22 protein-coding genes and 4 pseudogenes are annotated in these 24,833 nt (G+C 68.3%); 12 read left to right on the top strand and 14 right to left on the bottom strand.

Annotated elements, in window-relative coordinates:
- Positions 1–95: 95 nt before the first annotated feature.
- From ABD844_RS44535 to ABD844_RS44520, 4 genes and pseudogenes are all read right to left on the bottom strand, one after another.
- Positions 96–1,316: pseudogene (locus ABD844_RS44535) on the bottom strand (IS256 family transposase); the annotation flags it as partial.
- A gap of 37 nt (positions 1,317–1,353) precedes the next feature.
- Positions 1,354–2,691 (bottom strand): MFS transporter, encoded by a 1,338-nt coding sequence (locus ABD844_RS44530; RefSeq protein WP_344893067.1) that lies wholly within the window; start codon positions 2,689–2,691, stop codon positions 1,354–1,356.
- Positions 2,673–2,861 (bottom strand): hypothetical protein, encoded by a 189-nt coding sequence (locus ABD844_RS44525; protein WP_344893064.1) that lies wholly within the window; start codon positions 2,859–2,861, stop codon positions 2,673–2,675. Before ABD844_RS44525 ends, ABD844_RS44530 begins: the two co-directional genes overlap by 19 nt.
- Before the next feature lie 8 nt (positions 2,862–2,869).
- On the bottom strand, positions 2,870–3,691 hold the full coding sequence (locus tag ABD844_RS44520) for an oxidoreductase (protein WP_344893061.1): 822 nt from the start codon (positions 3,689–3,691) through the stop codon (positions 2,870–2,872).
- A 200-nt stretch (positions 3,692–3,891) separates the two neighbouring features.
- Here ABD844_RS44520 and ABD844_RS44515 point away from each other — a divergent pair, with 200 nt between their 5' ends.
- Positions 3,892–4,584 carry a GbsR/MarR family transcriptional regulator gene (locus ABD844_RS44515; protein WP_344893058.1) on the top strand — a complete coding sequence of 231 codons (693 nt, stop codon included), beginning with the start codon at positions 3,892–3,894 and terminating at the stop codon, positions 4,582–4,584.
- Between the two features lie 198 nt (positions 4,585–4,782).
- Here the strand turns inward: ABD844_RS44515 and ABD844_RS44510 are convergent.
- Positions 4,783–6,029: pseudogene (locus tag ABD844_RS44510) on the bottom strand (IS3 family transposase).
- Positions 6,030–6,276: 247 nt separating this feature from the next.
- Here ABD844_RS44510 and ABD844_RS44505 point away from each other — a divergent pair.
- A complete protein-coding gene (locus ABD844_RS44505) occupies positions 6,277–6,948 on the top strand; it encodes a hypothetical protein (protein WP_344893055.1) in 672 nt (223 codons plus the stop codon).
- Between the two features lie 209 nt (positions 6,949–7,157).
- Here ABD844_RS44505 and ABD844_RS44500 read toward each other — a convergent pair whose 3' ends face one another.
- Complete coding sequence (locus ABD844_RS44500) at positions 7,158–7,823, bottom strand: DUF4097 family beta strand repeat-containing protein (RefSeq protein WP_344893089.1); 666 nt, start codon at positions 7,821–7,823, stop codon at positions 7,158–7,160.
- A gap of 195 nt (positions 7,824–8,018) precedes the next feature.
- Between ABD844_RS44500 and ABD844_RS44495 the strand changes: the two genes are divergently transcribed.
- The 5 genes from ABD844_RS44495 (at position 8,019) to ABD844_RS44475 (ending at position 12,275) form a co-directional block, all read left to right on the top strand.
- Positions 8,019–8,150 (top strand): hypothetical protein, encoded by a 132-nt coding sequence (locus tag ABD844_RS44495; protein WP_344893052.1) that lies wholly within the window; start codon positions 8,019–8,021, stop codon positions 8,148–8,150.
- On the top strand, positions 8,147–9,325 hold the full coding sequence (locus tag ABD844_RS44490) for a cysteine desulfurase family protein (RefSeq protein WP_344893049.1): 1,179 nt from the start codon (positions 8,147–8,149) through the stop codon (positions 9,323–9,325). The genes ABD844_RS44495 and ABD844_RS44490 overlap by 4 nt, the downstream gene beginning before the upstream one ends.
- Before the next feature lie 409 nt (positions 9,326–9,734).
- Positions 9,735–10,760 carry an endonuclease/exonuclease/phosphatase family protein gene (locus tag ABD844_RS44485; protein ID WP_344893046.1) on the top strand — a complete coding sequence of 342 codons (1,026 nt, stop codon included), beginning with the start codon at positions 9,735–9,737 and terminating at the stop codon, positions 10,758–10,760.
- Between the two features lie 548 nt (positions 10,761–11,308).
- Positions 11,309–11,512: an SDR family oxidoreductase gene (locus ABD844_RS44480; RefSeq protein ID WP_344893044.1), complete on the top strand. Its 204-nt coding sequence runs from the start codon at positions 11,309–11,311 to the stop codon at positions 11,510–11,512.
- A gap of 592 nt (positions 11,513–12,104) precedes the next feature.
- A complete protein-coding gene (locus ABD844_RS44475) occupies positions 12,105–12,275 on the top strand; it encodes a hypothetical protein (protein WP_344893041.1) in 171 nt (56 codons plus the stop codon).
- On the opposite strand, the gene ABD844_RS44470 is transcribed toward ABD844_RS44475, so the two are convergent.
- On the bottom strand, positions 12,253–13,158 hold the full coding sequence (locus ABD844_RS44470) for an MFS transporter (protein ID WP_425568760.1): 906 nt from the start codon (positions 13,156–13,158) through the stop codon (positions 12,253–12,255). The genes ABD844_RS44475 and ABD844_RS44470 overlap by 23 nt on opposite strands.
- The gene (locus ABD844_RS44465; RefSeq protein WP_344893035.1) at positions 13,146–13,391 is read right to left on the bottom strand and encodes a hypothetical protein; all 246 of its coding nucleotides are present in this window, start codon (positions 13,389–13,391) and stop codon (positions 13,146–13,148) included. The genes ABD844_RS44470 and ABD844_RS44465 overlap by 13 nt, the downstream gene beginning before the upstream one ends.
- Positions 13,392–13,590: 199 nt before the next feature.
- Here ABD844_RS44465 and ABD844_RS44460 point away from each other — a divergent pair, with 199 nt between their 5' ends.
- A complete protein-coding gene (locus ABD844_RS44460; RefSeq protein ID WP_344893033.1) occupies positions 13,591–13,851 on the top strand; it encodes a hypothetical protein in 261 nt (86 codons plus the stop codon).
- A gap of 10 nt (positions 13,852–13,861) precedes the next feature.
- On the opposite strand, the pseudogene ABD844_RS44455 reads toward ABD844_RS44460, so the two are convergent.
- The 3 genes and pseudogenes from ABD844_RS44455 to ABD844_RS44445 form a co-directional block, all read right to left on the bottom strand.
- Positions 13,862–14,218 (bottom strand): annotated as a pseudogene (locus ABD844_RS44455) (Tn3 family transposase); the annotation flags it as partial.
- A gap of 19 nt (positions 14,219–14,237) precedes the next feature.
- Positions 14,238–14,609: pseudogene (locus ABD844_RS44450) on the bottom strand (Tn3 family transposase); the annotation flags it as partial.
- A gap of 229 nt (positions 14,610–14,838) precedes the next feature.
- Positions 14,839–16,398 (bottom strand): DUF4158 domain-containing protein, encoded by a 1,560-nt coding sequence (locus ABD844_RS44445; RefSeq protein WP_344893030.1) that lies wholly within the window; start codon positions 16,396–16,398, stop codon positions 14,839–14,841.
- 312 nt (positions 16,399–16,710) lie between these two features.
- On the opposite strand from ABD844_RS44445, the gene ABD844_RS44440 reads away from it, so the two are divergent.
- The 3 genes from ABD844_RS44440 (at position 16,711) to ABD844_RS44430 (ending at position 20,981) form a co-directional block, all read left to right on the top strand.
- The gene (locus tag ABD844_RS44440) at positions 16,711–17,841 is read left to right on the top strand and encodes a serine hydrolase domain-containing protein (protein WP_344893027.1); all 1,131 of its coding nucleotides are present in this window, start codon (positions 16,711–16,713) and stop codon (positions 17,839–17,841) included.
- Between the two features lie 585 nt (positions 17,842–18,426).
- On the top strand, positions 18,427–19,539 hold the full coding sequence (locus tag ABD844_RS44435) for a serine hydrolase domain-containing protein (RefSeq protein WP_344893024.1): 1,113 nt from the start codon (positions 18,427–18,429) through the stop codon (positions 19,537–19,539).
- A gap of 326 nt (positions 19,540–19,865) precedes the next feature.
- A complete protein-coding gene (locus ABD844_RS44430) occupies positions 19,866–20,981 on the top strand; it encodes a recombinase family protein (RefSeq protein WP_344893021.1) in 1,116 nt (371 codons plus the stop codon).
- Positions 20,982–21,005: 24 nt separating this feature from the next.
- Here ABD844_RS44430 and mihF read toward each other — a convergent pair whose 3' ends face one another.
- The 3 genes from mihF to ABD844_RS44415 form a co-directional block, all read right to left on the bottom strand.
- Positions 21,006–21,317, bottom strand: coding sequence for an integration host factor, actinobacterial type (gene mihF, locus ABD844_RS44425; protein ID WP_344893080.1), 312 nt, complete (start codon positions 21,315–21,317; stop codon positions 21,006–21,008).
- A 131-nt stretch (positions 21,318–21,448) separates the two neighbouring features.
- Positions 21,449–22,378 (bottom strand): tyrosine-type recombinase/integrase, encoded by a 930-nt coding sequence (locus ABD844_RS44420; RefSeq protein WP_344893018.1) that lies wholly within the window; start codon positions 22,376–22,378, stop codon positions 21,449–21,451.
- Complete coding sequence (locus tag ABD844_RS44415) at positions 22,375–22,794, bottom strand: hypothetical protein (RefSeq protein ID WP_344893015.1); 420 nt, start codon at positions 22,792–22,794, stop codon at positions 22,375–22,377. The genes ABD844_RS44420 and ABD844_RS44415 overlap by 4 nt, the downstream gene beginning before the upstream one ends.
- A gap of 476 nt (positions 22,795–23,270) precedes the next feature.
- On the opposite strand from ABD844_RS44415, the gene ABD844_RS44410 reads away from it, so the two are divergent.
- Entirely contained in the window at positions 23,271–24,113 is an 843-nt protein-coding gene (locus ABD844_RS44410; protein WP_344893012.1) for a PHP domain-containing protein, read from the top strand.
- Positions 24,114–24,833: the final 720 nt, after the last annotated feature.

The raw sequence follows: 24,833 nt of genomic DNA, 5'->3' as shown, positions 1-24,833 counted from the left end.
TCCAGGATGCCAGCCCACTCGGGCAGGCGTTTTTTGACGGTCGCGTCCTCGGAGCGGTGTAAAAGGCTCGACGAGGTAGGTGCGGTGAGTGGATCTTAGGCGGCCTCGGTGACGGGTGCCAAGGCCGGGTCGCCGGTCGGGTGGAGCTGAGCGGGCGGGTGCAGCAGGGCTCGGCGGAGGTCTTGCAGGATGCGCAGGCCGTTGCTGGTCATGGTGAAGCCGCGCCAGCCACGGGCGGCGCGGTCGAGCACGGCCCACACCAGTGAGACGCAGCTGGTCTCGCCGGGGAAGCGGCCGATGACCTTGACGCGGCGGCGGGTCTCGCCGAAGGTGCGCTCGATGAAGTTGGAATGCCGCACGCGCTTGTGGTGCTCGATCGGGAAGCGCAGGTGGGTGGTCAGGCTTTGGCGGTCGGCGAGCAGGCATTTGACCGCTGCCGGATAGCGGCCGCCCCGGGCCTCGGCGAAGGTGTCGATGCGCCGCTGCACCCAGTCGACGAGGTGCTGGCCGGGCTTGACGTTCTCACCCAGCTCGGTGAGGTCGAAGATCTGCCAGTAGGCGGCCTTCACCTCGGCCTGGTCGCCGGCGCTGACCTTGGCCAGCACGTTGCGGGCGCGATGAACGAGACACCTTTGGCGCAGCGAGTGGGCGAAGACCTGCTCGGCGGCGCTGATCAGGCCGGGTGCGCCGTCGGAGACGATCAGCAGCGGCGGGCGCAGGCCGCGGGCGCTCAGATCGGTGAGGAAGTCGTGCCAGGTGTCGGTGGACTCGGCTGCGGCGGCGGCCAGGCCGACGAAGACGGGCTTGCCGGCGGTGGTGATGCCTCAGGCGGCCAGGAGCGGCTCGGCCCGTTGCCCGTCGTGCATTTTGAAGTGGGAGGCGTCCAGGAACAGGTAGTCCAGCTCCACCGTGCTCAGGCCGCGGCGGCACCAGGCGTCGTACTCGCCCACGATGGCCTGGCAGATGGTCGAGACCGTCGATTTGGACAGGGCGGCCTCGGGGCCGAGCGCATCGGCCAGCGCGCCCTCGACGTCGCGCACGGACAGGCCGCGCACGAAGGAGGCGATGACGAGCGTCTCCAGTGCGTGGGTGCGGGTGATGCCGGTGCCGAACAGGCGGGAGGCGAACTTCTCGGTGGTGCCGCGCAGTTTCGGGCGGGCGATGGTGATCGGCCCTGAGGTGGTCTTGACGGTGGTCGGACAGTGCCCGTTGCGGTGACCGGGCCGCACCGTGCTCTCCTCGGAGCTGGTGCCGTCAGCGGTAACGGCGGTGGCGCGCTGGTAGCGGGCGCGGCCGAGGAAGGCATCCACCTGAGCTGCGAGCCGGATGCGATTCGCAGCTCAGATCGAGCGCTCACTCGATATCTGGTGCGTGGACCTGCTGTGCCGGCGTCGTGCTTGGCCGGGGCCGGTGGCGCTCGGGCGTGCCGGGCAGCCGTGTAAGGGCGAGGAGGAGGCCGAGGCAGCCGCTGGTGGCCAGGACGAGGTCCAGACCGTGGAGGAAGGCGGAGCGGACCGTGTCTGCCAAGGTTGCCGAGCCGGTGGATTGTGCGGCGGCCAGCCCCGCGAAGACGCTCTCGCGTGCTTGCTGCGGTACCGCGGCGCGGTAGGCGGATGTCAGGATCGAGCCCAGGATCGCGGCGCCGAAGCTGCCGCCCAGGGTGCGGATGGACTGATTCACCGCGGCGCCGACACCGACGTTGCCGGGCGGCAGGGCGCCCAGCGCCGAGTCCATGGCCGTGGGCAGGGCGCAGCCGAGCCCGAGGCCGTACATGGCCGTCCACGCGGCCACCGACCCGGTGCCGCTGCCCGTACTGGTGGTGGCTCCCCAGAACAGACCCCCGGTGAGCAGGACAAATCCCAAGCCGACAGTGAGCTTGGGGCTGATCATCCTGCTCAGCCTGGCTGCCTCCGACATCCCGACGAGCATCCCGGCGATGAGCGGCAACAGCCGCAAGCTGCTGCCCATCGCGTCCGTGCCCAGGTTCGCCTGGAAATACTGCGGCAACACGAACAGGACGCCGAACATGGTGAAGTTGGCGATCGTGGCCAGCGCGGTACCGACGGTGAAGCGCGCGTTGGCGAACAGGGAAAGGTGTACCAGAGGCTCGGCTGCCCGTCGCTCCCAGCCTACGAACAGCGCCAGCGCAGCCATGCCGCCGAGGGTCGGTCCGAGCACGGCGGCGTCCGTCCAGCCTCGCTCACCGATTTCGATGAGGCCGTAGGTCAACGCTGTCAGCGCGGCGCTCGACAGCACCACGCCGACCGCGTCGACCTTCCTGTGGCGCGTTCGTTGCGATTCGGGCAGCCAGGCGGCAACCGCGACAAGCGCCAGGACGACCACGGGGATGTTGATCAGGAAGACCGAGCCCCACCAGAAGTGGTTCAGCAGCCAGCCGCCCAGGATCGGGCCGATGGGAAAGGCCAGCATCGAGGCGCCCGCCAGCATTCCGATCGCCTTCGGCCGCTCCTTCGCGGTGAACATCGTCGGGATCAGCGCCAGCATGGTGGGCATGATGAGCGCCGCGCCCAGGCCCAGCACGGCACGCGCTGCGATGAAGATCCCCGTTGAGGGGGCGTAGGCAGCGACCAGCGAGCTGAGGCCGGAGATGGCCAGCGCGACCACGAGCGTCCTCTTACGGCCGAAGCGGTCGCCCAGCGCTCCCGCCGGGATCATGCCGGCGGCGAGCACCAGCGTGTAGACGGTGACGAACCACTGCAGTGGGCGTTGTCGGCGCGCAGGTCCTCGGCCATGCTCGGCAGTGCCAGATTCAGGATGGTCACGTCGAAGCCCACGGCCAGCGACGTGAGCACGAGCGCGGTGAGCGCCCACCATCTGCGTGAGTCAGGTTGCTGCGTCATCGCGGGGCCTACTTCGCGGCGTTCATGAGGATCTGGTCGAATTCGCGGTCCGGGAGCGTCCTGTTGAGCTCCAGGAGCTTGTCGGCCATCCAGCCGACCGCGTAGCGCGTCTCGGGCTTGCCGGCTTCGATGGCCTGCCGGATGGTGGTAGCGACGACGCCAGGGCTGCTGCCCTGGGTGTTCTCACCGAGTTGGGTCTCGGCGCGTCTGGCCATGGCCTCGGCCATCTTCCCGTACGCGGTCGTGCCGGAGATCTCGCGGAGGTCTTGTGCCGTACGGTCTTCGAACTCGGTCTTGATGATGCCGGGCTGGATGATCACGACGTCGATGCCGAACGGCTCGACTTCCATGCGCAGGCTGTCGGAGTACGCCTCCAGAGCATGCTTGCTCGCGTAGTACCAGCAGCCGAGCGGGAGCGCGATCTCGCCTCCGACGGAGGAGACGTTGATGATCGTACCGGACCCCTGCTCGCGCATGTACGGCAGGGCGAGCTGAGTCAGCCGGGCCGGTGCGAAGACATTGACCTCGAACTGGTCGCGCGCCAGGTCGAGGGGGATGTCCTCGGCTGCGCCGTGCAGAACGGTGCCGGCATTGTTGATCAGAACGTCGATGCGGCCCTGTTCCCCGACGACGGCGCCGATGACGCGTTCCAGGTCCTCTGGTCGGCGTGCGTCCAGGGCCAGGACGTGTCCACCGGCGTCGCGGATGTCGTCCATCTTGTGTACGCGCCGCGCGGCGCCGTAGACGATGTGGCCTGCGTGGATGAGTTCGAGTGCGGTGGCCTTGCCGATGCCAGCGGAGGCGCCCGTGACGAGAACGACCTTTTCCATGATGAACCTCCTCTTCGGTCTAGGGAAACGCTAGGGTCGTGTTCCGAAGCGGGACAACTTGCAAATCCCATATGTGCAGGTAGAAGTCCACATATTGGTGCGATGAGTTTGCAGCTAAGTGCAACAGACTTGCCGGGCATCGCATCCGCCATGGGCCGGTACATCTTCGACAGGAGAGGGATCACATGTCAGGGGGCCGGTTGAGCGCCGAGGATCGTCGCCGCATCGCCGAGGGGCTGGCGGCCGACTTGACCTATGCGGAGATCGCCCGCCGACTGGGACGGTCCAGGTCCACCGTCACCCGCGAGATCGCCAGGAACGGCGGCCCGCACGGCTACGGGGCGGCCCGCGCGCAGCATGCGACGAGTTGGCGCGCCCGCCGCCGCAGGCGCGCTCCCCGCGCCGACGTTCCGCACACCACAGACAACCGTGACGTCCACACGGCCAGGGAGTTCGAAGAGCAGTTCGTCGCCATGATGATCGAGACCGGGATGGCGCCCATGACGGCCAGGGTGTTCGCCGCGCTGATCATCAGCGAGGGTGGCAGCCTGACTGCCACGGAACTCGCCCAGCAGCTCCATGTCAGTCCGGCGACGATCTCCAATGCCGTCAAGTGGCTTGAGCAGAGGAAGATGGTCGCCCGGGAGCGTGAGGCGCGCCGGGTTCGGTACTTCGTCGACGTCGATGTCTGGTACCACACCTGGGCGGCTAGCGCCAGGTCGGTGGTGACATGGGCGGACACAGCCCGGCACGGCGCCGAGATCTTCGGCATTGACACACCCACCGGCGACCGGCTCCATACCACCAGTCAGTTCTTTGAACTCCTCGGCCGCGACATGGGGCAGGCGGCCGAGCACTGGCGGCAGGCCCTGTCCATGAAACGTCAGCGGTGAACTCCGGCGCGTTGAGGGCCCCATGGGTATCGCGCGCGCCGCGTCACAACACCTGTACGCAGGCACGGCCGACCCTGGGCACGAGCCAATGCGGGCCTTCACCGAGCGCTCAGACGCGAACTTCTTGTCCATCTCCGACACAGATCACAAGGGCTGCTGGGACAGATTGACTGAACCGCCCCGACTTTGATGGAGACCTCAGCGGTTGATTGCTAGGACATCGTTGGGCTGGTGTTGAGCGTAGTAGATCGCCTCGAACTCCTCCGGCGGCAGGTGACCGATCGCTGAATGCAGGCGGGTGCTGTTGAACCAGGCGACCCATTCGGCGGTGGCCAACTCCACCTCGGCCAGGCTGCGCCAAGGGCCTTGGGGTTTGATCAGCTCGGTCTTGTACAAGCCGATCTGCGATTCCATCAGCACGTTGTCGAGCGCGTCACCAACAGTGCCGATGGAGGCGTCGATACCGGCCGCCACCAGGTGGGTGGTGAACCGGAAAGACGTGTACTGACTGCCCGCATCCGAGTGGTGAATCAACCCCGGCTCGACTGGCCGGCCAGAGCGTTCCCGCCGCCACAACGCCATGTCCAGGGCGTCCAGCACCAGGCCGGTCTGCTTGGTCAGCGAGGCCGCCCAGCCGACGATCGCCCGCGAGTAGACGTCGACCACGAAGGCCACGTACACCACTCCGCACCAGGCGGCCACGTGGGTGAAGTCGGCCACCCAGGCGGCGTTCGGCCGCTGGGCGGTGAAGTCGCGCTGCAGCCGGTCGGCAGCCCGCTCGTTTCCTGGATCGGGCGTGGTGGTGCGCACCTTCTTGCCCCGCCGGGCGCCTTACAGGCCGAGCGCGCGCGCATGCGCCGCTCGACGGTGCAGCGGGCCACCCGATGTCCCTCGCGCAGGAGTTGCTGCCAGACCTTGCGCACGCCGTAGACACCGTAGTTGTCGGCGTGGATGCGCGCGATGTGGGCATCCAACGCGGCGTCGCGCACCGCCCGTAGCGAGGGCTGGCGGTTTCTTGGCGGCGTAATAGGTGCTGACCGCGATGGGGCAGCCGTGCTCGGTCAGGACATGGCAGATCGGCTCGACACCGAACACGTCGGCGTGCCGGTCGATGAAGGTCACGAGTGCGTGTGTGGCCGGTCGAGCTCGGCCGCGAAGAAAGCCGAGGCGGCCTTCAGGATCTCGTTGGCGCGGCGCAGTTCAGCGTTCTCCCGGCGCAGCCGCTTCAGCTCGGCCGACTCGTCCGTGGTGCGGCCGGGCCGGCTTCCCTCGTCGATCTGCGCCTGGCGGACCCAGGTGCGCAGCGTCTCTGCGGTGCCGATCCCGAGCTTGGTCGCGACTGCGTTGATCGTGGCCCACTCGGTCGGGTAGTCCGGCCGCACCTCGGCGACCATCCGCACCGCTCTCCTGCGCAGCTCAGTGGGGTAGGGAGACTTGCCTGGCATGGACTCGATCCTCTCAAGAGATCAAGTCTCCACCGAACCCGGGGCGATTCAGTCTGACCTAGGAATGGTGGCGGGGATGAGAGCGCGAAACCCTCACAGAAAGGTATGAGAGGGGCGCTGGGGCAAGGGTGTAGGCACCGGTGTCAAGACTTCTCGGCAAGTGACGTGACGACATATGGCTCCATCAGTAGGGGGCTATCCCCACCCGTGATCTTCATGCATGCCGTAGGGACACAGCCCCGCTCAGATGATCAACTGGTTGCCCTCCAAAGAGAAGGGAAAACGGGAGATGGAGCAACGTGATCGGCGGGCGGCGATCGGAACAGCGGCCGCGCTGTTGGCGGGTGGCGTGACCGTGATGGCGGGCAGCGGACCCGCCCGAGCGACGTCCTCCGGCGAGCTGGCCCGAGAGTCGTTCAGGGTAGTAGATCGCCGAGGCCAACAGCGTTTTCTGGCGAGTTCGAGCAAGCCGCCGATAATCGTTGGAGGCAGGACGTACCCCGCCGACCAACGCCAGGGACCCGAGGGAACCTATCTGATCTTCAATGATGGGGACGGCAACGAGAAAGGAGGAATCACTGCCTCCTCTGTCGGGGCCAGCCTCTCACTCGACTACACCAACGCGCAGGCGATCACGATGGCCACTCGGTGGGAGGGCGTCCACGGCGCAGCGCTGCTAGAGATGAAGCACATGCCTGATCCAGCGCTCCCGGTAGGCCAAGTGCCCGCCATGCCGTCTCGTGTCCAGCTCGGCTACAGCACTCCAGAAGGAGCGTTTCTAGTGCTCAGTGACTCGCGAGGGCGTCCGAGGATTGTGCTGGAGATCGATGGTGACGACAAACCGGTGATCAAGGTGCTGGACTCCGAGGGCGAGGTAGTCGGCCAGCTTCCCGAAACGCCAGCCGGGCGGCGTTCGTAGCCGCCATCCGCGATTGCCGGCCCAGGCGCGATGCCTCGCGGCTACCGAAGCGCGCATAGACACTCGGCTGGAACCCCCAGCCGAGCGTCTCGCTTTGCTGCTTGCAGTCAGCTGATCACTGTGTTGCGACAACCCTTCGAATTCGCAATGGGGCCCGGGGCCGTTCGTCGTCGCCGGGCTTGGTCTGCCTCTCCTTCGGAGGCTGCGGGTCACCGGCTGCGGGCGGTGATGTCGCCGTTGGAGGTGGTGGCGTGGATGTCGAGTTCGGCGGTGCCGTCGTTCTTGAGGGCGTTGGTGATGCGGCCGTGGCTGGTGCCGGCGTCCAGGGCGGCCGAGACTCCGCCAGCGGCGGTGATCGAGATGTCGCCGGACTGAGTGCGCAGCACGATTGTGCCGCCCGCGGCCTCGGCGATCCGGATGTCGCCCCGTGCGGTGCTGATCTGCGCGGGGCCGCCCAGCCGGCCGACCTCGATGTCGCCGTCGGTCGCGGTGAGGCGCAGGCTCGCGGCCTCGTCGATCTTGATCTGGCTGTACGCGCCGTCGAAGGCGACGTCGCCGAGGCGGCCGACGGTCCGGAGTTCGGCGCTGGCCGCCTTCGCCTCGACCTGGGACCCGGCAGGCAGCTCGACCGTCACCTCGATGGATCCGGACGGGCCGAAGTACTGGTTCTGCGCCGCGGCAGTCTCGATCCGCAGGACACCGTCGGCGTATGCGACCGTGGTCTGCTCCGCCGCCTTCACATCACGGCTCTTTGCGGCGCTCGCAGGCCGGACCTCGACCACGGTGTCGGCCCGGTCGGCGGCGATGAACTGGACGCGCCCCGCGGGAATGTCCAGGACGGCGGAAATCGGGGCGAGGGTGTCGAACTTCTGCATCATGCGCTCCTTGTGCTGCGTTCTTTTCGATGTCCCCACCATCGCCGCCCGCTCTGATATGGGGCCGTCGCCGTCCTGACGCCGCCGCTGACATACGGCGGAGTAGCCGCGCCTACCCGCGCGGGCAGGCGCGCACGGGGCAAGCCGGCGGAGCGCCGCTGGTCAGGTGCGGGTGCCGCGGCTATGGTTCCAGCTGTGGACCTTCAGCAGGAGCTCGACACCCTCGCGTGTCCGAGCTGTGGCGGCCGCCGGGCGATCCGGCTCAGCGACGGCATGCTGAAATGGCGGCTGTCCGACCTGCCCGTCGAGGCCGGAGCACCGGCATGACCGCCCACCCGGCCCCGCACGTCCTCTCGCATCCGGGACTGGCCGGCGGGCCGGTCTACCTCGACTACAACGCCACCACCCCCGTCGATGCGCGCATGGCCGAGGCGATGGCGGCGCAGCTGAGCGACCTGTTCGGCAACCCGTCCAGCAGCCATCTCTACGGCGAGCGGCCCCGCGCGGCACTGCGGCACGCCCGCGAGCAGGTCGCCGCCCTGATCGGCGCCCGCCCGCACGAGATCGTCTTCACCGCCTCCGGTTCCGAAGCCGACCTGCTCGCCCTGCGCGGCGCCGTCCTCGCCGCCGGCCGCCCTCGCCCACATGTGATCACGCAGGCCACCGAGCACCCGGCCATCCTGCAGACCTGTCACGCGCTGGCGCGCCTGTACGGCGCACGGGTGACGGTGCTGCCGGTCGGTGGCGATGGGCTGGTGGACCCGGCCGCGCTGGCCGCCGCACTGGATGACGAGACGGTCCTGGTGTCGGTGATGGCGGCCAACAACGAGACCGGTGCCCTGCAGCCGCTTCCCGACCTCGCAGCGCTCGCCCACGCCCGGGGGGCGATGCTGCACTGCGACGCCGCGCAGGCCGTGGGGAAGATCGCCGTGGACGTCGAGGCGCTGGGCGTGGACCTGCTGACCGTGGTCGGGCACAAGATGTACGCGCCCAAGGGCATCGCCGCTTTGTTCGTCCGCGAGGGCGTGGCCTTGGAGCCGGTCGTCTACGGCGGTGGCCAGGAGCGCGGTCTGCGCGCCGGCACCGAGAACGTCGCCCTGACCGCCGCGCTCGGCACCGCCGCGGATCTGGCCGCCCGCGATCTGGCCGACGGAGAACCCGCCCGCCTGACCGCCCTGCGCGACGACCTCCACAAGAAGCTGGCCGACGGCCTGCCCGGCCGGGTGCACCTCAACGGCCCCCTGCAGCGGCGGCTGCCTAACACGCTGAACGTCAGCATCGACGGCGTCCTCGGGCACGAGCTCCTCGCGGCGACACCGCAGCTCGCGGCCTCCACCGGGTCGGCCTGCCACAGCGGCACCCACACCCCCTCGCCGGTGCTGACCGCGATGGGCCTGGACGCCGATCGGGCCCTCGCCGCGGTCCGGCTGTCCCTGGGCCGCTGGAGCACGCCCGCCGACATCGAGACGGCCGCAACCGCACTGATCAAGGCCGCCGTCTGACCACGCCGACCAGCCTTGGACATGCTGCAGGGCGATCGGGTCCAGTCGAGATACGGTCAGAACCGGCCATGGGTTGATCTTGAAGCCACTGCCCTGGGCGAAGTGCGCATCGCCAGCACGGCTGAGCTCCGCGTCCACTTCCGAGATGAGTCAATCTCGGAAGCCTCCTCGCAGGGCGGACTTCCGAGATTCCGCGGTCCAGGATCTCGGAGGCACCCGGATCCACTTCCGGGATTACGGACCGGGATCGACTGCTGGCCGCTTCTCGCCGTGTCTCGGCTGGACTCATGTTTCCGGCCGCACCCCAAGAGCCCGCGAACCGTCGGTCCGCCCGGCGAACTGCTTACCATCACCTGGCCCCTGGCCGGGCGGTGCACAAGGACAGAGAGTGACCCGTACGGTCGGGCGTATGAGCATCGAAGATCGGAAGGTTCGCGCTGCGGGGAAGCGCCCTCGTCGCATCGGCCGGTGGCGTCGGGGCGAGGCGGACGTGCCAGGCCGGACGTCCTGGTCCTGGACGCGTGGGCGGGTCCTCGCGGCGGTCGCGGTGCTGGTGGCGCTGCTGCTGGCGTTCCCGGGCGTCGTACCCAATACCGTGGGCAATCTCGGTAGCCTGCTGGAGACCTTTCTGCCCTGGGGTGGCCTGGCCGTTCCCGTGCTGATGATCCTGGCACTGCTGCGTCGCTCGGCCACGGCGATGGTGTCCCTGGTGCTGTCCGCAGCGCTCTGGGCCGCACTCTTCGGTGAGCGGCTGTTACCCGCTGATCGGGGAACGGCTCACGACCTGACCGTGCTCCAGCACAACGTCAACGACGAGAACCCCGATCCCGAAGGAACCGCGCGAGCCCTGGCCCAGGCCGGAGCCGACCTCATCGCTTTGGAGGAGTTGACGCCTGACGCCCTGCCCGTCTACGAGGCCGCCCTCGCGCCCGGCCATCCCCACCACACGGTCGTGGGCACTGTCGGGCTCTGGTCCAGGTATCCCCTTGCGGACTCTCGGCCAGTGGACATCAGGCCCGTGGAGGTCACAGGAGACTGGAGCCGAGGGCTGCGGTCCACCGTGCGGACGCCCTCCGGTGACGTGGCCGTGTACGTCGCTCACCTGCCCTCGGTCCGTATCCGACTGCCGGACGGCTTCGGCACCGGCTGGCGGGACGAGAGCGCTGCCGCACTGGGCGCGGCCATCGCCGCGGAAGAGCTGGACAGGATCGTTCTGCTGGGCGACTTCAACAGCACCCTCGATGACCGAGGCCTGGCTCCAGTCACCTCCCGGATGACCCCGGCGGAGGAGGGTTTCGGCTTCAACTGGCCCGCTGCCTTCCCCATAGCCCGGATCGACCACGTCATGACCCGCGCGGCGACTCCCGTCACCACCTGGACCCTGCCCGCCACCGGCAGCGACCACCTGGCAGTCGCAGCCCGCATCAAGCTCTGACATTCACCGGCGATCGGGGACCACGGTCGTCTCGCGCCTTCCCGGGGGCGGCCGGAGTACGCGCAAAACGTACCGCTGTACTGGCGATTCCCACTTCGCCCAGGTCAGTGGCTTCAAGATCAACCCATGGCCGGTTCTGACCGTATCTCGGCTGGACCCGAAGTTCGGGCCCCGACCCGGAGGACGAGGACGATCACTCGTTCCCGCCGGAGGCCCTGGAGACGCTGGGCCCGGCTGAGTGGGCAGTCAGCGAGCCGCACGGCCCGCCGGAGCTAAGCCTCAGATGACGGCCTCCGCAGGCTGGTGTGGGTCTCCCGCTCCTTGCTGAGGCCTGGCATTGTGGGGACGGGCCGGAGCCGAGGATGCCTACCGTGCCGTGCTCGCCTCCCAGATCATTCGCTCCGTGCTGGGACTGCGACCGCCGAGGACGGGCTGTGACGTACGGGGCCAGGGCAGGGCACTCGTGGCGCTGTGGCTGCTTGGCCAAGTTGTCGCGCCTGCTCTGCCCGAGGACCGGGAGATCCAGTTAGGCTCCTCAGGGCACGGTGATGCGCACGATGCTCGACGGCTCCAGCCTGCAGCGCCTCGGCATTCCCGGCGACATCGCCGCAGTGACCGCCTTCCTGTTCGGCCCGGATTCGGCGTTCATCACCGGCACCGACCTGCTGGTCGACGGCGGCTGCATCGCCGCGTTGCGGGCCGGAGCCATCACCTTCACCGAAGCCGACGCGGCTTCGCTCTCCGACGCGTAACACGATGGATCAGCCGTCACAGCCGCGCAGATTCGGCAATTGGCGGAGGTGGGCGTCGTGGTTCTCCGGACCGATCCCGAGCTCGGCGTTGAAGCTGCCGTGGTGCCACGCCTGTGGGAGCCAGAAACTCGGCCGTTGGAGTTGACCTGCGGTTGGCTGCTTTGTGGTGTGGTGGGCATGATCGCCGTTCACGCCGCTGCATCTGCTTTATCTGATCTTCGTCCGGCTCGCGGGTTGGCTGGTGCTGTTGGCTTGCTCGTAGCAGTCGAAGGACACGGAGGTCCTGCTCCCGCGTCATCAGCTCGCGGTGTTGCGTCGGCAGGTGGCAGGTGTACCGCTTTCAAAAGCCGTCGCAGGGCGCTTGACCTGCAGATCGATCTGAGGCGGCGGCTCAGACATGAGTTGTTGACTGTTGAGTCGGTCTGGGGCGCGGTGCCGGGGTAGGTTGCTCCCGGCCCGTTTCCCCAGGCCGCTCGCCGAACTGCCGTGCGGTAGGACCATCCAGGGGTTGGGATCTTGTTGCCTCGAGCCGTTCTGCGGGTCACTCGAGCTGCTGGCCAAGCAGCCCTCCAAGCTGGAGACTGTCAACGACTTGGACCGCGACCTGCTGGAGCGTTCTCTGAAGGCCGAGTCGGCGCATCTAGGCTATGGCAAGCATGATCCGGCGCTGCGCAAGGTCGCCAAGGCCCGCGGGCACTTCCCCGGCGACTACGCCGTGGTCACGCTGCTCTGGCTGGATATCAACTCACGCAACGCCCTCTGAGGATGGATCGCCGTCGGCCGGATCGGCGTGAGAGCGGCTGCCGAGGGCGAGGACGGCGAGGGTGCCGTTGATGGCCAGGTGTCCGCCGAGGCTGACCAGGACTGGGGCGACGAACGGCACGACGGGCCGCGAAAGTGTGCTGGCCGGTTTGACGATCCCGAGATTTTTTGCCCGCGTAGTCGCTGCTGCGCGGCATGCGGACGCACCTCGCGGTGTCGATTGAGATGAACATCGCCAGGCCGACGACGAGCACGCCTGCCGCCACGTACACGCCTCCCGGTATGGAAGCGGTCGTCATGAGTTCGAGCACGCCAACGGCTGCGATTCCCGCGGCGGTGACCCCCGTGGCGATGACGAACGGTTCGCGCCGCCGGACCCGGAAGGAGACCGGGCCGACGATCGCGCTCGCGAACAGTGCGACGGTGAACGTCGACATCACCGCAACGACATCACCGGCCTTCTCCGAGGCCGCGCCGAACGGGCGCGCGACGAAGGCGCCATACGTGCCGCCCGCGTAGGCGCAGATGATCAGTAACCGCACCAACCACACCCAGCCGAAGGCCGGATGACGCCACGGAATGCGCCGGAGCGCTTTCCGCAGCGCCGCCGGCCGCAGATCCACTCCCCCGGCGGCCCGCCGGTCCGGGTCGTGCAGCAGCAGGAGGAGGACGGCGACGGCTCCGAGGGTCACCCAGACGCCGGCGACCGTGCCCCACTGCCCTGCCGACGACAAGCCGCTGCCGGTGACCGAGATACCCAGGAGCCACCCGACCGCGGCGATGAGCCCGACGGCGCCGGAGACCAGCCCTCGCCAGACGGCTGGTTGAAGAACAACGCGCCCATGGCCGCCAAGTGGAAGTTCAACAGGGTCTACGTGGCCCACCAGATGACCGCGATCAGCCACATCCGGGTCGTGAACATGAGCGCCAACACGGCGAGCGCAACAGCGGAAGCACCGGCGAGGATCCAGGTGCCGCGTCGACCCAACCGGGCTCCGCCCCGGCCGGCCTGCACGTTCACCACGAACACGAACAGTGCGCCGAACCCGTTGATCACACCGACCGCCGCCCCGGTCCAGCCGCCGCCGATGTGGGAGAACTGCAGCGCCAGCAGCACCTGCAAGGGGGTGAAGGGCCCTGAGCAGCAACCAATCGGTCAGTGGCGGTAGCGGGCTGACGCCAGCGGACCTACCGCCGTCCAGCGGTCCAATACGGCCTGCCAGTAGGAGCGGAACGGCCAACCAGGCTTGGTGTCACATCTGTTGACACTGTAGGTCTGACCAGGGCAGGCTTGCCTGATGGCGGATTCTGAGGGTGTGGCGTTCCTGCGTGCTGATGTTGATCGTTTTTGCCGGGAGATCGTTGATCTCGCGCCTGCGGTACGGCTGCGGCGGCTGTCGGAGCTGCGCGCGGTGCTGGAGGAGGTGACCGGTGCGGCGTTGATGGTGGCGATGGCGGACGCGCGGGGTGAGGGGTGGGGCCTGCGCAAGATTGGTACGAGTGCCGGGATCTCGCATGAGCAGGTACGCCGGATGCTCGCGGAGGGCGTTGCGGCCCGGGAGCATCCGGCGCGCTGACCGCGAGGGGTTACTCGGCGGGCGGGGGTGTGCGCAGCGGCCTCAGCTGTCCGTCGCGGACCAGCTCGGGCAGGGAGAAATTGTAGCGGCCGAGCATGTTGAAGTGCTCAAAGCCCAGGGGTGAGAGTCGGGCGATGTCGGCGGCGGAGATCTTCTTACCCTCGGCTCGCATTTCTTCCAGGGCCCGGGCCGTGTAGACGGTGTTCCACAGAATGCAGACGTTGGTCATAAATCCCAGTGCGCCGAGTTGGTCTTCCTGGCCTTCTTTGTATTTCTGCCGGAGTTCGCCTTTTTGGCCGTGGAAGATCCTGCGGGCCAGGGTGTGGCGGGATTCTTGACGATTGAGCTGGGTGTTGACCCGGCGGCGCAGCAGTGTTGGGTCCGGAGTTGATGGTTTTGACCGGGACCACGAACCGGAGCCCGTCGGCGGAGGCGAGTTCGCCGCCGCCCCAGGCTTGGGCCAGTTCCAGGCCGGAGTGGTGGTCGACCAGGGCGGCGTTGGCGGCGGTCAGGGTGGCGGCACGCAGGTAGTTCTGTTCCACCCAGTACAGCCGGTCCAGGGCGAGGGCGGGTTCGCCTTCGGCGGCCATCGGCCGCATGCCGACGTTCATCGCTTGGCTGACCAGGACAGCGGCGATCGAGGTGGTCATGTCCTGTTTGCGGGAGGGCACGTCGCCGGAGACGTGGGTGAAGTGGTCCAGGCAGCCGGTCCAGGAGTGCACCTCCAGCAGGGCTTCGGGCAGGTCCACGATGGGCATGCGGGCGTCGATGTCGGCGCGCAGCGCGGTCAGGGAGGCGGGCTCATCCAGGCGGTCCAGGCTGGTGAGCACCAGGTGGTCCTTGCCGTCTTCGTTCTTGGCCAGGCGGACCCAGTCGTTGCGACCGTCTTCCTCGCCGGACAGGCCGGCGGCCAGTTGACGGTAGGCGAAGTCCAGCGTGCCGGCCCACCGCTCCACGTCGGTGCCGGGCTGTGGGGACAGGTTCAGCTCATCGCAGATGCGGGGGCGGGCCCGCTCCCACTCGGCGCCCTTCAGCAGTCCGGCGGTGGGGTCGCCCCACTTGCGCAGGCCCGGCACGAACACCTCGTGGCGGCGCAGCGATTCGCGCAGCCGCTCGACGGCCGCCACGGTGTAGGCGTGTCGGTTGAAGGTGCCCCGCGTGCTCGCCGCGCTTGGGGAAGACGCGCCGGTGCCAGGCTGAGGACAGCACGCCCGCGGGAACCTCACGGGGGTCGATGTCGGTGCGGCGGCGCTCGATCGCTTTGAGGAAGTCCAGCGCCTGCAGCACCTCATGGCCGCGCCGCACACCCTGACCGGCGACCTCGGCGGCGCCGGCGTCGAAGTCGAGGTGCTTGAGCAGCTTGGGCAGGAAGCGGCGGATGGTGGCGTAGCGATCCAGCAGTTCTTGTTGGAAGTCCTCATCCGGTTCGCGGGCGATGTCGCCGATGACGTCGGCGGCGGCACCGATGGCGGCCAAATCCATCTCGTCGAGGGCGGCGCGGATGTCGCCGTCGGGGATCTCGGCGACGGAGCAGATCTTCAGCCACACCTCACGCAGCACGATCGCCGCGGTGTCGAGGTCCTTGAGGGTGCGCATCCGCTCCTTGGTCGCTTTGAACGCCGAGGTGCGCAGCAGGTCGCCGACCGCCAGGTCGAACACCTCGACCGCGTCGTCGGCCGACTGGGGGGCCATGGTCGCGGCGAAGGCCACCAGGGTGGCGAGTTTGCGGTCGCCGGCCAGTTCGGCGACGGCCTGGGCGCGGGCGGCGTGGGCGAAGCGGGCCAGCGCGGCGATCTTGCCGGGCGGCACCGCGCTCAGGTCCCAGCCGGCCCCGCCCAGGTCGCGCAGTTCCACATGCCGATCCAGGGCCTTGACCAGGCCGGTGCCGCTGACGTCGGTGGGGCTTTTGCGCAATCGGTCCAGCCGGGACACGCGCCGGCCCTCCTCGACCTTGACCAGGTTCTCCAGCACGACGGCCTGGTTCGGGCTGGGGGCGGCGGCCAGCAGCGCGTACTGACGGGCGGCGACGCGCTCGCGCAGCGCGGCGATCATCCGTTCCAGGGTGGTGACGCCGGGCAGCAGGATCTTGGCCTCCACCAGGCGGTGGGTGGCCAGGTCGAACAGCACGATCGGGCGCTCGCCTGTGGTCCAGGCCCGTTTGTAGAGCCAGCAGGCCAGCGCGAACCACTGCTCGCTTGCGAAGGCGGTGTAGCCGTAACCGGTGCGGATCTGCTCCTGATGAGCCCAACGCGCTTCCTTCTCGCCGTACCCCTTCAGGTCGGCCGCCTGCAGGCCGAGCTGCTCGGCGACGTAGTCGACCACTGCGGCGGGAACGTCCTCGGGATCGTCGAGGAAGCAGTTCAAGAACCGTGCGGTGCCCAGTTGCACGGACCAGCCGAGCTGGTTGCGCGCGCCGTTGGCGGCCATCGCCCGGCGCCGGTCATCGGCATCCAGGTGGAAGAAGGCGCCCAACTGGGCGATGTCGGGGACTGCGTTGAAGACGCCGTATCGGCTGCGTTGCTCGGCGGACAGGAAACTGACGGGCATAGGGGCCTCCAGGCATGCCAGGGCGGCCCCACCTCGCACAGCGCGGTGGGGCCGCCCTCGGATATCAGCAGCGGCCAGGCCAGATGATCAACGTGACCGATTACGTGCTGAACTGTGTCAGTCGCACGCCGGTCATGATCAACGTTGTCCAGCTCAGGACGGTCGGGTTGCACCGCGTGTCCGAAGTCCGCGCCTGTGCTCTGGCTGTGTGCAGAGCCACCTGGCCCTGCGCGGAAACGCCGAGGAAACACGGCCCTCGTTAGAGCTTGTGGCTCGACAGCCGAGTATTCGGACCCAGATGAGGGAGATTTCATGATTCTGCGTCGAGCGACGTTCACTGGCGCAGCCTCGCTGGCGTGCGCGGCGCTGGTCTTGAGCGCGGCCCCGCCCGCCACCGCCTCCACCTCCGCCGCTCCCGTCAAGGTCGGGGACGTGCAGAAGGCGATGGAAGACTTGGTGAAGACGGGCCACGTGGTGGGCGCCATCGGCGAGGTGTACGTGGACGGCAAGCGGGTCGGGAGGGGATCGGCCGGGTCCCGCCTGCTCGACGGCAAGGGCGGCGCGATCCCGTCGACCGCCCGCTACCGGATCGGCTCGCAGACCAAGACCATGACCGCCGCCGTGGCGCTGCAGCTGGTCAAGGAAGGCAAGCTGCGCCTGGAGGACAAACTGAGCGCGGTCCTGCCGGAGGTGGCGGAGAAGGACCTGGTGGAGCGGGCCGACGAGATCACGGTACGCAATCTGATCCAGCTGACCTCGGGCATCCCCGACTACATCGGCCCGGACACTTCCGACCCCACCCGTAACTACCGCCCGGCCGACCTGCTGGCGGCCTCGCGCAAGAACGCCCGGCCCGTGGAGGTCGGGACCTTCAACTACTCCAACACCAACTACATCCTGCTCGGCATGATCGTCGAAAAACTGTCCGGAAGGTCACTGGCGGCCGAACTCAACCGGAGACTCTTCGCCCCGCTCGGCATGCGCCAGACCTATCTGCCCACGAAGGCGTCCGAGGGCATCAAGGGCCCGCACGGCCATGGCTACGCCCCGGACGCGACGGGCACGATGCGCGATGTCGACAAGATCAACGCCACCACCATGCTCGGCGCGGGCGGCGTGATCTCCACCGCGCGTGAGATGAGCGTCTTCCAGCGCGCCTTCCGCCAGGGCAAGATACTGCCGGCGTCCCTGACCAAAGTAATCACCGACCCGCCGCCCGGCATGCCGCCGCTGCCTCCGGGCGGCCCGTGCGCCGGCAAGCCCGAGTTCGCCCCGGGTGGCGGGGGCAGCGCCCCCGGCTTCACCGCCGCGACCCTCACCTCCTCCGACGGCCGCCTGCAGTTCGCCGTGTCCCTGACCCTGGCCATGGACGACGCCGAGCGCGGCGCCGTGCCGCCGCGCATCACCAACGCCCTCAAATCGCTGTTCTGCCCCACGAAGTGATCACCTCAGCCGCACGTGGCGAGCGTGATCAGATCATGATCGCCACGTGCGGCTGGAGGATTGTGAACTTATGCGCGCCGGATCCGTGGCGTTCTTTATAACGATCGACTCGGCCTACGAGGACGGGGCAGCCCCGGCTGAGTGAAACGCAGGTGACGGCCGACCGGACGATCGCGCGCCCATACGCCACCCAACCGTCCAGCCCATCGGGTCGGCTTCACCGCCAGCCCCTGCTTCCCATTCGCGCGCCCTGCGCGAAGGCGCGCTGCTCATTTCGCCTACGCCGGCCTCTCCACCGACGGAAAAAGGATCATGCCGTCTTCGGAACAGCCGGGCCCCATCCGCCGGCAGCTGTTCTACGGCTACGGCTTCATGGACGCCATCGTGAACGGCCGGCACCTCTCGGCCACTCGGGCAGGTCCGCGGGCGCCGCCAACCACCTCGACACCTACCCCGACGCCGACTGGACGGTGGTGGTCCTCGGCAACTACGACACCTCTGTGGCGCCCATCGCCGAGACGGCATCACGTGACCCGCCCGCGCGCCTTCCTGACCCTTTTCGTCCCCTCGAAGGAGTTGTTGTCGTTGAAGCACATATCCGTTGCCGCCGCGACCGTGGCAGCCTTGCTGCTGGCCACCGCCTCGCCTGCGACGGCCGCCGGCGCCACCACAATCGGTGACGTCCAGCGAGCCATGGAGACCCTGGCCAAGACGCCCGGCGTGGTGGGCACCATCGGCGGCGCGTACATGGACGGCAAGCCCGCCGGCCGTGGCACCGCCGGGTCGCGGCTGCTCAACGGCAAGGGCGGCACGATCCCAGCGGGCTCCCGGTTCCGCATCGGCTCGCAATCCAAGACGATGGTGGCCACCGTGCTCCTCCAACTCGTCGAGGAGGGCAGGCTTAGCCTGGATGACAAGCTCGCCGACCTGCTGCCCGAGGTGGCCGCCGACGGGCTGGTGGAACGGGCCAGCGAGATCATCGTCCAGCAGCTGGTCCAGCACACCTCCGGCATCCCCGACTGGTTCCACCAGAGCGGCTCGACCGAACCGGCGTTCGACGTCTTCGACTTCACCACCTACCACCGGCCCATCGACATCGTGAAGATGACGCGGGGCCGGCCGCGCACCGGCGAGCCGGGCGAGACGTACACCTACTCCAACACCAACTACACCCTCATCGGCATGATCATCGAGAAGGTGACCGGGCACACCCTGGCCCGCGAGCTCGACCGGCGTCTCTTCCGCCTGCTCGGCATGACCGAGACATACCAGGTCACCAAGCCTCCGGAGAGCATCACGGGCCCGCACGGGCACGGCTACTACCCCGACTCCACCGGCGCTCTGCGCGACGTGCACCGCTTCAACGCCAGCTGGGGCAACGGCGCCGGCGGCGTCGTCTCGACCACGCATGACATCAGCACCTTCCGGCGGGCCTTCGACCAGGGCAAACTGCTGCCGCCGTCGCTGCAGGCGGTCCTCACCGGTGGCAGCGCGCAGCAGGGCACGGGTCTGTGCGGAGGAAAGCTGAAAGGCCAGATGCTCGGCGGCTCGGCGCCCGGCCTCACCACACTGACCTTCTCCTCGGCCGACGGCCGGCAGCAGTTCGCCATCTCCATCACGCGGAGCACCGTCGACGACAACGCCATTGTCCCCGCGATGATCAAAACCGTCGAAGCCGTCCTCTGCACGACGGCTTGAGCCCTACCCCACGGCTTGATGCCCTACTCGGCGCGTCCGGCCTGGTAGGCGCAGCACCGACGCTAACTCGTCGGCCAGGTCCGGGAAGGCGGCCACGACCCGCTCGACCGCTTAACCAGATCGGTCTCCATTGGACTTGCCCATCAAATGCCCAGAAAAGGACCAGGCTTGATTCTCAGAAACCCTCGATTGCCAGAGAAGATCACCAGCAGGCTTCGCAGGGCTGGTTGTGATCGCCAGAGAAGCTGATTTCTTCTCAGAACTCGTTCTCATGCAAGTCAGCGGATCGCCGGATTCTGGGAAATGTTTGTGAGAAGATCTGGGGCATGGCCGAGGCCCCGGACCCCCCCGAACGCACCGAATCCACCTCGCTGTCCGCTATCGGCGAGGAACACACCCGTGACGCTGATGAGGTCGAGCGTCACCCATGCCCGCGATGCGCCGTCGCGGCGGGTTCGCCGTGCCGGTCACGCTCGGGCGCGGTAGCAGGCACCTACCACACCGGCCGGTTCACGAAAGTACTCCGGCTGGCGAAGCTGTTGCGGGTGATCACCCCGGCCGACCGGAACCCGGGCCAGCCGTGGCGTCCCCGCACGCCACCGCCCGCCCCGCTCAATGACGATGGGACCTCAGCCGACATCCGGATCGGCTACGCCCGCTGCTCCGCGCTCACCCAGGAGCTGCAGTCGCAGTTGGACGCGTTGGCCGCGCACGGGATCGGTCGCGAGAAAATCTTCTCCGAGAAGATCTCGACCCGGGTGAAGGTGCGTCCGCAGTTTGAGGCGGCGCTCACGCTGGCCCGGCAGATCAAGGCGCATGCCCCGCACTGCCGGGTCATCCTGACGGTGTATGAGATGAAGCGGCTGGGCCGCGACGCCGCCGAGCTGACCGCGCTGGCCGACCACCTGGCCGCACACGGCCTGGTCCTGGAGATGCTCGCCGGGCCGCTGGCCGGGATCTACGATCCGTCCGGGCCGGGCCGGATGCTGTTCGCGTTCTTCGCCGCGATGGCCGAGACCGAACGCGAGGCCATCCGCGAGGCCACCCTGGAAGGACTCGATGCGGCAGCCCGCAACGGCAACCACGGCGGCCGGCCCCCGGTCATCACCGACGACATGCTGCACACCGTGCTCCGCCGCCGCGCCACCGGCGAGACAGTGGAATCCATCCGAGGTGACCTGATCATTCCCACCGGCAAGCGCAAGGGCCGCAACCCCAGCGCGGCCAGCATCTACCGCGCACTCGCCGAACACGCCAAGCAGCAGGCCTACCCCGAAGCCGTCGAGGCGGCCCACGCCGACTTCGCCCTCCGGCAAGGCGAAGACATTCCCCGACCCCGCCCGGCCCGCATCCGACGCCCGGGCCAGCCGCTGACGGCGCAGGAGGCAGAACTTCGCCATCGCCTGCAGAGGCAACCTCACCCGAACGCGGAGCTCCGATAGTGCACACGATCAACCCCGGCGCCGTCAGCTGATCCAAGCGCGCAAGAGTCGCTCGCGCTGCTGGTCGTTCAGCGCGCCAACACGCTGTTTCTCCTGCACCCCGGAGGTGGCCATCAACGCCGCGACCCGGGCCGGCCCATACCCGGGAACGGCCCGCAGGACCTGAACCACCCGTGTCCTGCCGACCAGATCCTGCCCGCTGCGCTCAAACACCTCCGCCACACTCACCGCGCCGGAGGCCACCTCCGCCAACAGCGCACGACTCGCCGTACGCGCCTGGGCCGCCTTCGCCAACGCCTGCGCACGCTGCTCCGCCGTCATCGTCGGCAGGGCCATCAAGCACCCTCTCCTGTAGAGATATCAGCTGGTCAGAGACTCCTGCCAGAGATCACGGCGGGGCCGCCGCCGATCATCATCCCGCACAGCGTCAACCGATGTGACACTAAACCCGGTTCGCCGTTCCACTCCTACTGGCAGGCCAAGACAGGTGAGCCGCTCAATGTGAAGACGCGGTCGACGACGGCCGCTTGCTCGGCAGTGCCCGCCCGGAAGTACCGGGCCGAGGTGTCGAGGGAGGCGTGACCGAGCAGGGCCTGGACCTGAGCGACGTCGGCGCCGCCCTCACGCAGCCGGGTGGCGTAGGTGTGGCGGAGTCGATGGGGGCGCAGGCCGGGGAGCTTGGCGTCGTCGCCGACGGCCAGGACGACCTGGACGATCCCGGAGATGGTCAGGGCTCCACGCTGGCCGGTCCACAGCGGGCCGGGTTGGCGGCCGCGGAGGTCGAGCCAGGCGGAGAGTCGGTCCCTGGCGCCCGGTGGGATCGGGATGGTGCGGAACTGGTCGCCCTTGCCGTGCAGGCGGATCGTGCCGGTGCGGGCGGTGATCGCGATGTCGTCGGCCTCCAGCCGGCCGCACTCCTCCTCGCGGGCTCCGGCATACAGCAGAACCGCGATGATCGCCGCGTCGCGGGCGCCGCGGCGGGCGGCGGCGCGTTCTACGGCGCCCTGCTCGGCGCTGGTGAGGGCGTCGGGTTCTCCCGGCTTGGGCACGGTGGCCCGTTTGACGTCGATGCGCAGCCCCATTTGGGCGTACATGAGGGTGAGCGCGGCGATCCCCTGGTTGATGGTGTTGGGCGCAGCCCGCTCCTCGATCCGGCTCCGGCGCCAGGCGGTTACCGCCGCCTCGGCGCCGACGATGTCGGCGAAGGCGTCGTCGTGCCCGGCTCCGGGGGCGGCCAGCCACCTCACGTAGGCGGCGGCCTGCCGCTTGTAGGCCTTGACCGTGTTGGCCGACAGCTTGCACCGATCGAGGTGATGGTGCAGGGTGCTCAGCGCCCGGTCGGCGGCGGCCGCGACGTCGCCGGCACCGGGGTGCAGCGCCACGACCTCGGCGCTCACCGGCCGCTCGCTTCCGGCCCGTGCCCTTCGTCGTCGGGAGCGCCGTCGACCCCATCCAGGAGCGGCGGCAACCCCTGCGATCGGCCGGCGAGCGCCGCGTGGGCGGCGTCCTCGGCGCTCCAGGCGGTGCACACCTGGGCCAGCAGCGCGCCGTTGCGCTCAAACCCCGCCTCCGCCAGCCCCGCCATCTCGCGGCGCAAGGCGCGACCGGCACGGTCACCGATGGCGCTAGCCGCATCGCGAGCTTGGCGGGAACTGGCGATCCGGGCCGGATCGCCAGTGGCTGTGGCGGCGGCCAGCTCGGATTCCGCCTGCTCGTACCGCTCGTGTAGCGCCTGGTGCTCAGCGACGAGGTCGGCTACCCGGACGCCGGAGACGATGCTCTCGGCTTGGTTGATCGTCACGATCTCGTTCACCGCTTGATGCGCGGCGTCCGCCCGTTCCAGAAGCGCGTCAACCTCGGGTTGCCCGGTCCGGCGCCGGCCTGGATCCGCCATAAACTGACCCGCTCCCTATTATCCGCTGAGTTCCGCCCCGGCATTCACGGGCCCGGCGGCGTCATTATCCACTGAGATCCTGGCCGCTCTCAGCGGATAATTCAGCTTATCCACTGAGCTGCCGTCGCGGGGATCTTCAGTGGGCGTTGAACAACTTCTGATCTTGACTGGGGCCGATCCTCTCCACCATTCGCAGTGTTGGGCACGGAGAGGATGTCAATGGATGCGTAGATGTCGTGTCAGTGCTCGATGAGCGCCACTTCGTGAAGTAGAGAATCCTGTCGAGGGCGTCTTTGTCGGGAATTGCGTACGATATGCCATCGCCCAGCCCCTGGCCCTCGTCGCCACCCGCGTACGCTGTGCGGTGATCTTGCGGTCGACGAGAGGTGAGCTTCATGTTGTTGCCTGCGGACAGTCACGTGCACAGCGAGTGGTCCTGGGACGCGCCGCTGGGCTCGATGGAGCGCACCTGTGAGAAGGCAGTGGAACTCGGCCTGCCCGCGATCGCCTTCACGGAGCACGTCGACCACACGGTGTGGATGGTCAACCTCGACGTGTTGCACCCGGATGACCATCTGGCGACCATGTGCTCGCCGGATGGCGAGCTGACGCCGCCGCGGTTCGACGCGGCCGGATACCTGGAGGCGATCGAAAGGTGTCGGGAGCGCTTCCCCGAGTTGCGGATCCTGAGTGGCATGGAGCTGGGGGAGCCGCACTGGCATGCCGAGGAGATCGCGAAGCTGCTCGCGGTCGGGCCGTTCGATCGGCTGATCGGGTCGCTGCACTGCCTCCCGATCGGGGACAGGTTCACCGAGCCTCCGGGGCAGTTCGCGCGGAGACCCGCGGCGGAAGTCATGCGTGAGTATCTGGCGGAGATTCCCCGGCTGATGGAGAGCGAGGTGTTCACGGTGCTGGCGCACATCGACTATCCGATCCGTTACTGGCCGGCGGAGCAGGCCGGGCCGTTCGATCTGCTGGAGTTCGAGGAGGAGTTTCGGCACGCGCTGCGCGTGACGGCGGAGTCGGGCAGAGCCCTGGAGATCAGCACGCGCCTGCCGCTGCACTCGACCATTTTGCGCTGGTGGCGCGAGGAGGGCGGGCAGGCGGTGACGTTCGGGAGCGACGCGCACATGCCGTCGGCTCTGGCCCAGGGGTTCGAGGAGGCGGCGCACATGGCGCAGGCGCACGGCTTCCGCCCAGGCAAGGACCTGCTGGGCATCTGGGGCCGGGTGGACTGACGCGGACAATGGGGGCTCCCGGCGCGGAGATATCTCCGCGCTCAACACACAGATCCAGCCAAGATCAGGGCAAGTGATGGCGAGTTCGGCCCGAACACCCGGCACGCCTTCGATGCAACATGCCTTCAAGGCCAGTCAACGTGCCTGACATGCCTGACAAGATCATCTCGCTCTGACCTGCGAGAAGAGGTCAAGAACCCAAGATAACGATTGCGTCGGTGTCGCTCATGGAAGTATCCGAAGTGCATGGTCAAAGCTCCGCAGGTCGTCCTCGCCGCTGCCGCCCCGCTGCAGGTGCGGAGGTACAACCTGGAGGTGTTGGACCCGCGGGAGTAGTGACGGCGTACCGATCGTGGCGCTCGGACAGCTTCCCCCGACTGCGACACTCAGGGGCGGCGATGGCTGCCCCTGAGATCACGCAAGCTTCAGATGCTTGAGCCCTGACCCGGCCCGGATACGCGTTTCCTGTCTGCGGGCGCCGGATTAGAGGCAACGCTTGCGGTCCGGGGCCGGTACGGGGCGTTCTGCGACCGGCTTGGGCACGAAGTCCCGTGCGTATGCCTGCCTTTTGATGTGCTTTCCTTCTGTTCCCCAGATCTCGGCCGCCCGGTAATCGGCCCATCTGATGACCCCTGTCTTCAGATTGACGATGTAGAACTCTGAACCGCCCCGGCTTTGATGGAGACCTCAGCGGTTGATTGCTAGGGCTTCGTTGGGTTG

Source organism: Nonomuraea antimicrobica (genome assembly GCF_039536965.1).
Taxonomy (GTDB): Bacteria; Actinomycetota; Actinomycetes; order Streptosporangiales; family Streptosporangiaceae; genus Nonomuraea; species Nonomuraea antimicrobica.
This window is presented reverse-complemented; position numbering and strand designations above follow the sequence as displayed.

Coding starts and splice junctions, on each gene's coding strand:
- ABD844_RS44485 (WP_344893046.1), top strand. CDS start 9,735: ATGAGCATCGAAGATCGGAAGGTTCGCGCTGCGGGGAAGCGCCCTCGT.
- ABD844_RS44445 (WP_344893030.1), bottom strand. CDS start 16,398: ATGCCCGTCAGTTTCCTGTCCGCCGAGCAACGCAGCCGATACGGCGTC.
- ABD844_RS44440 (WP_344893027.1), top strand. CDS start 16,711: ATGATTCTGCGTCGAGCGACGTTCACTGGCGCAGCCTCGCTGGCGTGC.
- ABD844_RS44430 (WP_344893021.1), top strand. CDS start 19,866: ATGGCCGAGGCCCCGGACCCCCCCGAACGCACCGAATCCACCTCGCTG.
- mihF (WP_344893080.1), bottom strand. CDS start 21,317: ATGGCCCTGCCGACGATGACGGCGGAGCAGCGTGCGCAGGCGTTGGCG.
- ABD844_RS44525 (WP_344893064.1), bottom strand. CDS start 2,861: ATGACGCAGCAACCTGACTCACGCAGATGGTGGGCGCTCACCGCGCTC.
- ABD844_RS44480 (WP_344893044.1), top strand. CDS start 11,309: ATGCGCACGATGCTCGACGGCTCCAGCCTGCAGCGCCTCGGCATTCCC.
- ABD844_RS44490 (WP_344893049.1), top strand. CDS start 8,147: ATGACCGCCCACCCGGCCCCGCACGTCCTCTCGCATCCGGGACTGGCC.
- ABD844_RS44520 (WP_344893061.1), bottom strand. CDS start 3,691: ATGGAAAAGGTCGTTCTCGTCACGGGCGCCTCCGCTGGCATCGGCAAG.
- ABD844_RS44500 (WP_344893089.1), bottom strand. CDS start 7,823: ATGCAGAAGTTCGACACCCTCGCCCCGATTTCCGCCGTCCTGGACATT.
- ABD844_RS44505 (WP_344893055.1), top strand. CDS start 6,277: ATGATCAACTGGTTGCCCTCCAAAGAGAAGGGAAAACGGGAGATGGAG.
- ABD844_RS44410 (WP_344893012.1), top strand. CDS start 23,271: ATGTTGTTGCCTGCGGACAGTCACGTGCACAGCGAGTGGTCCTGGGAC.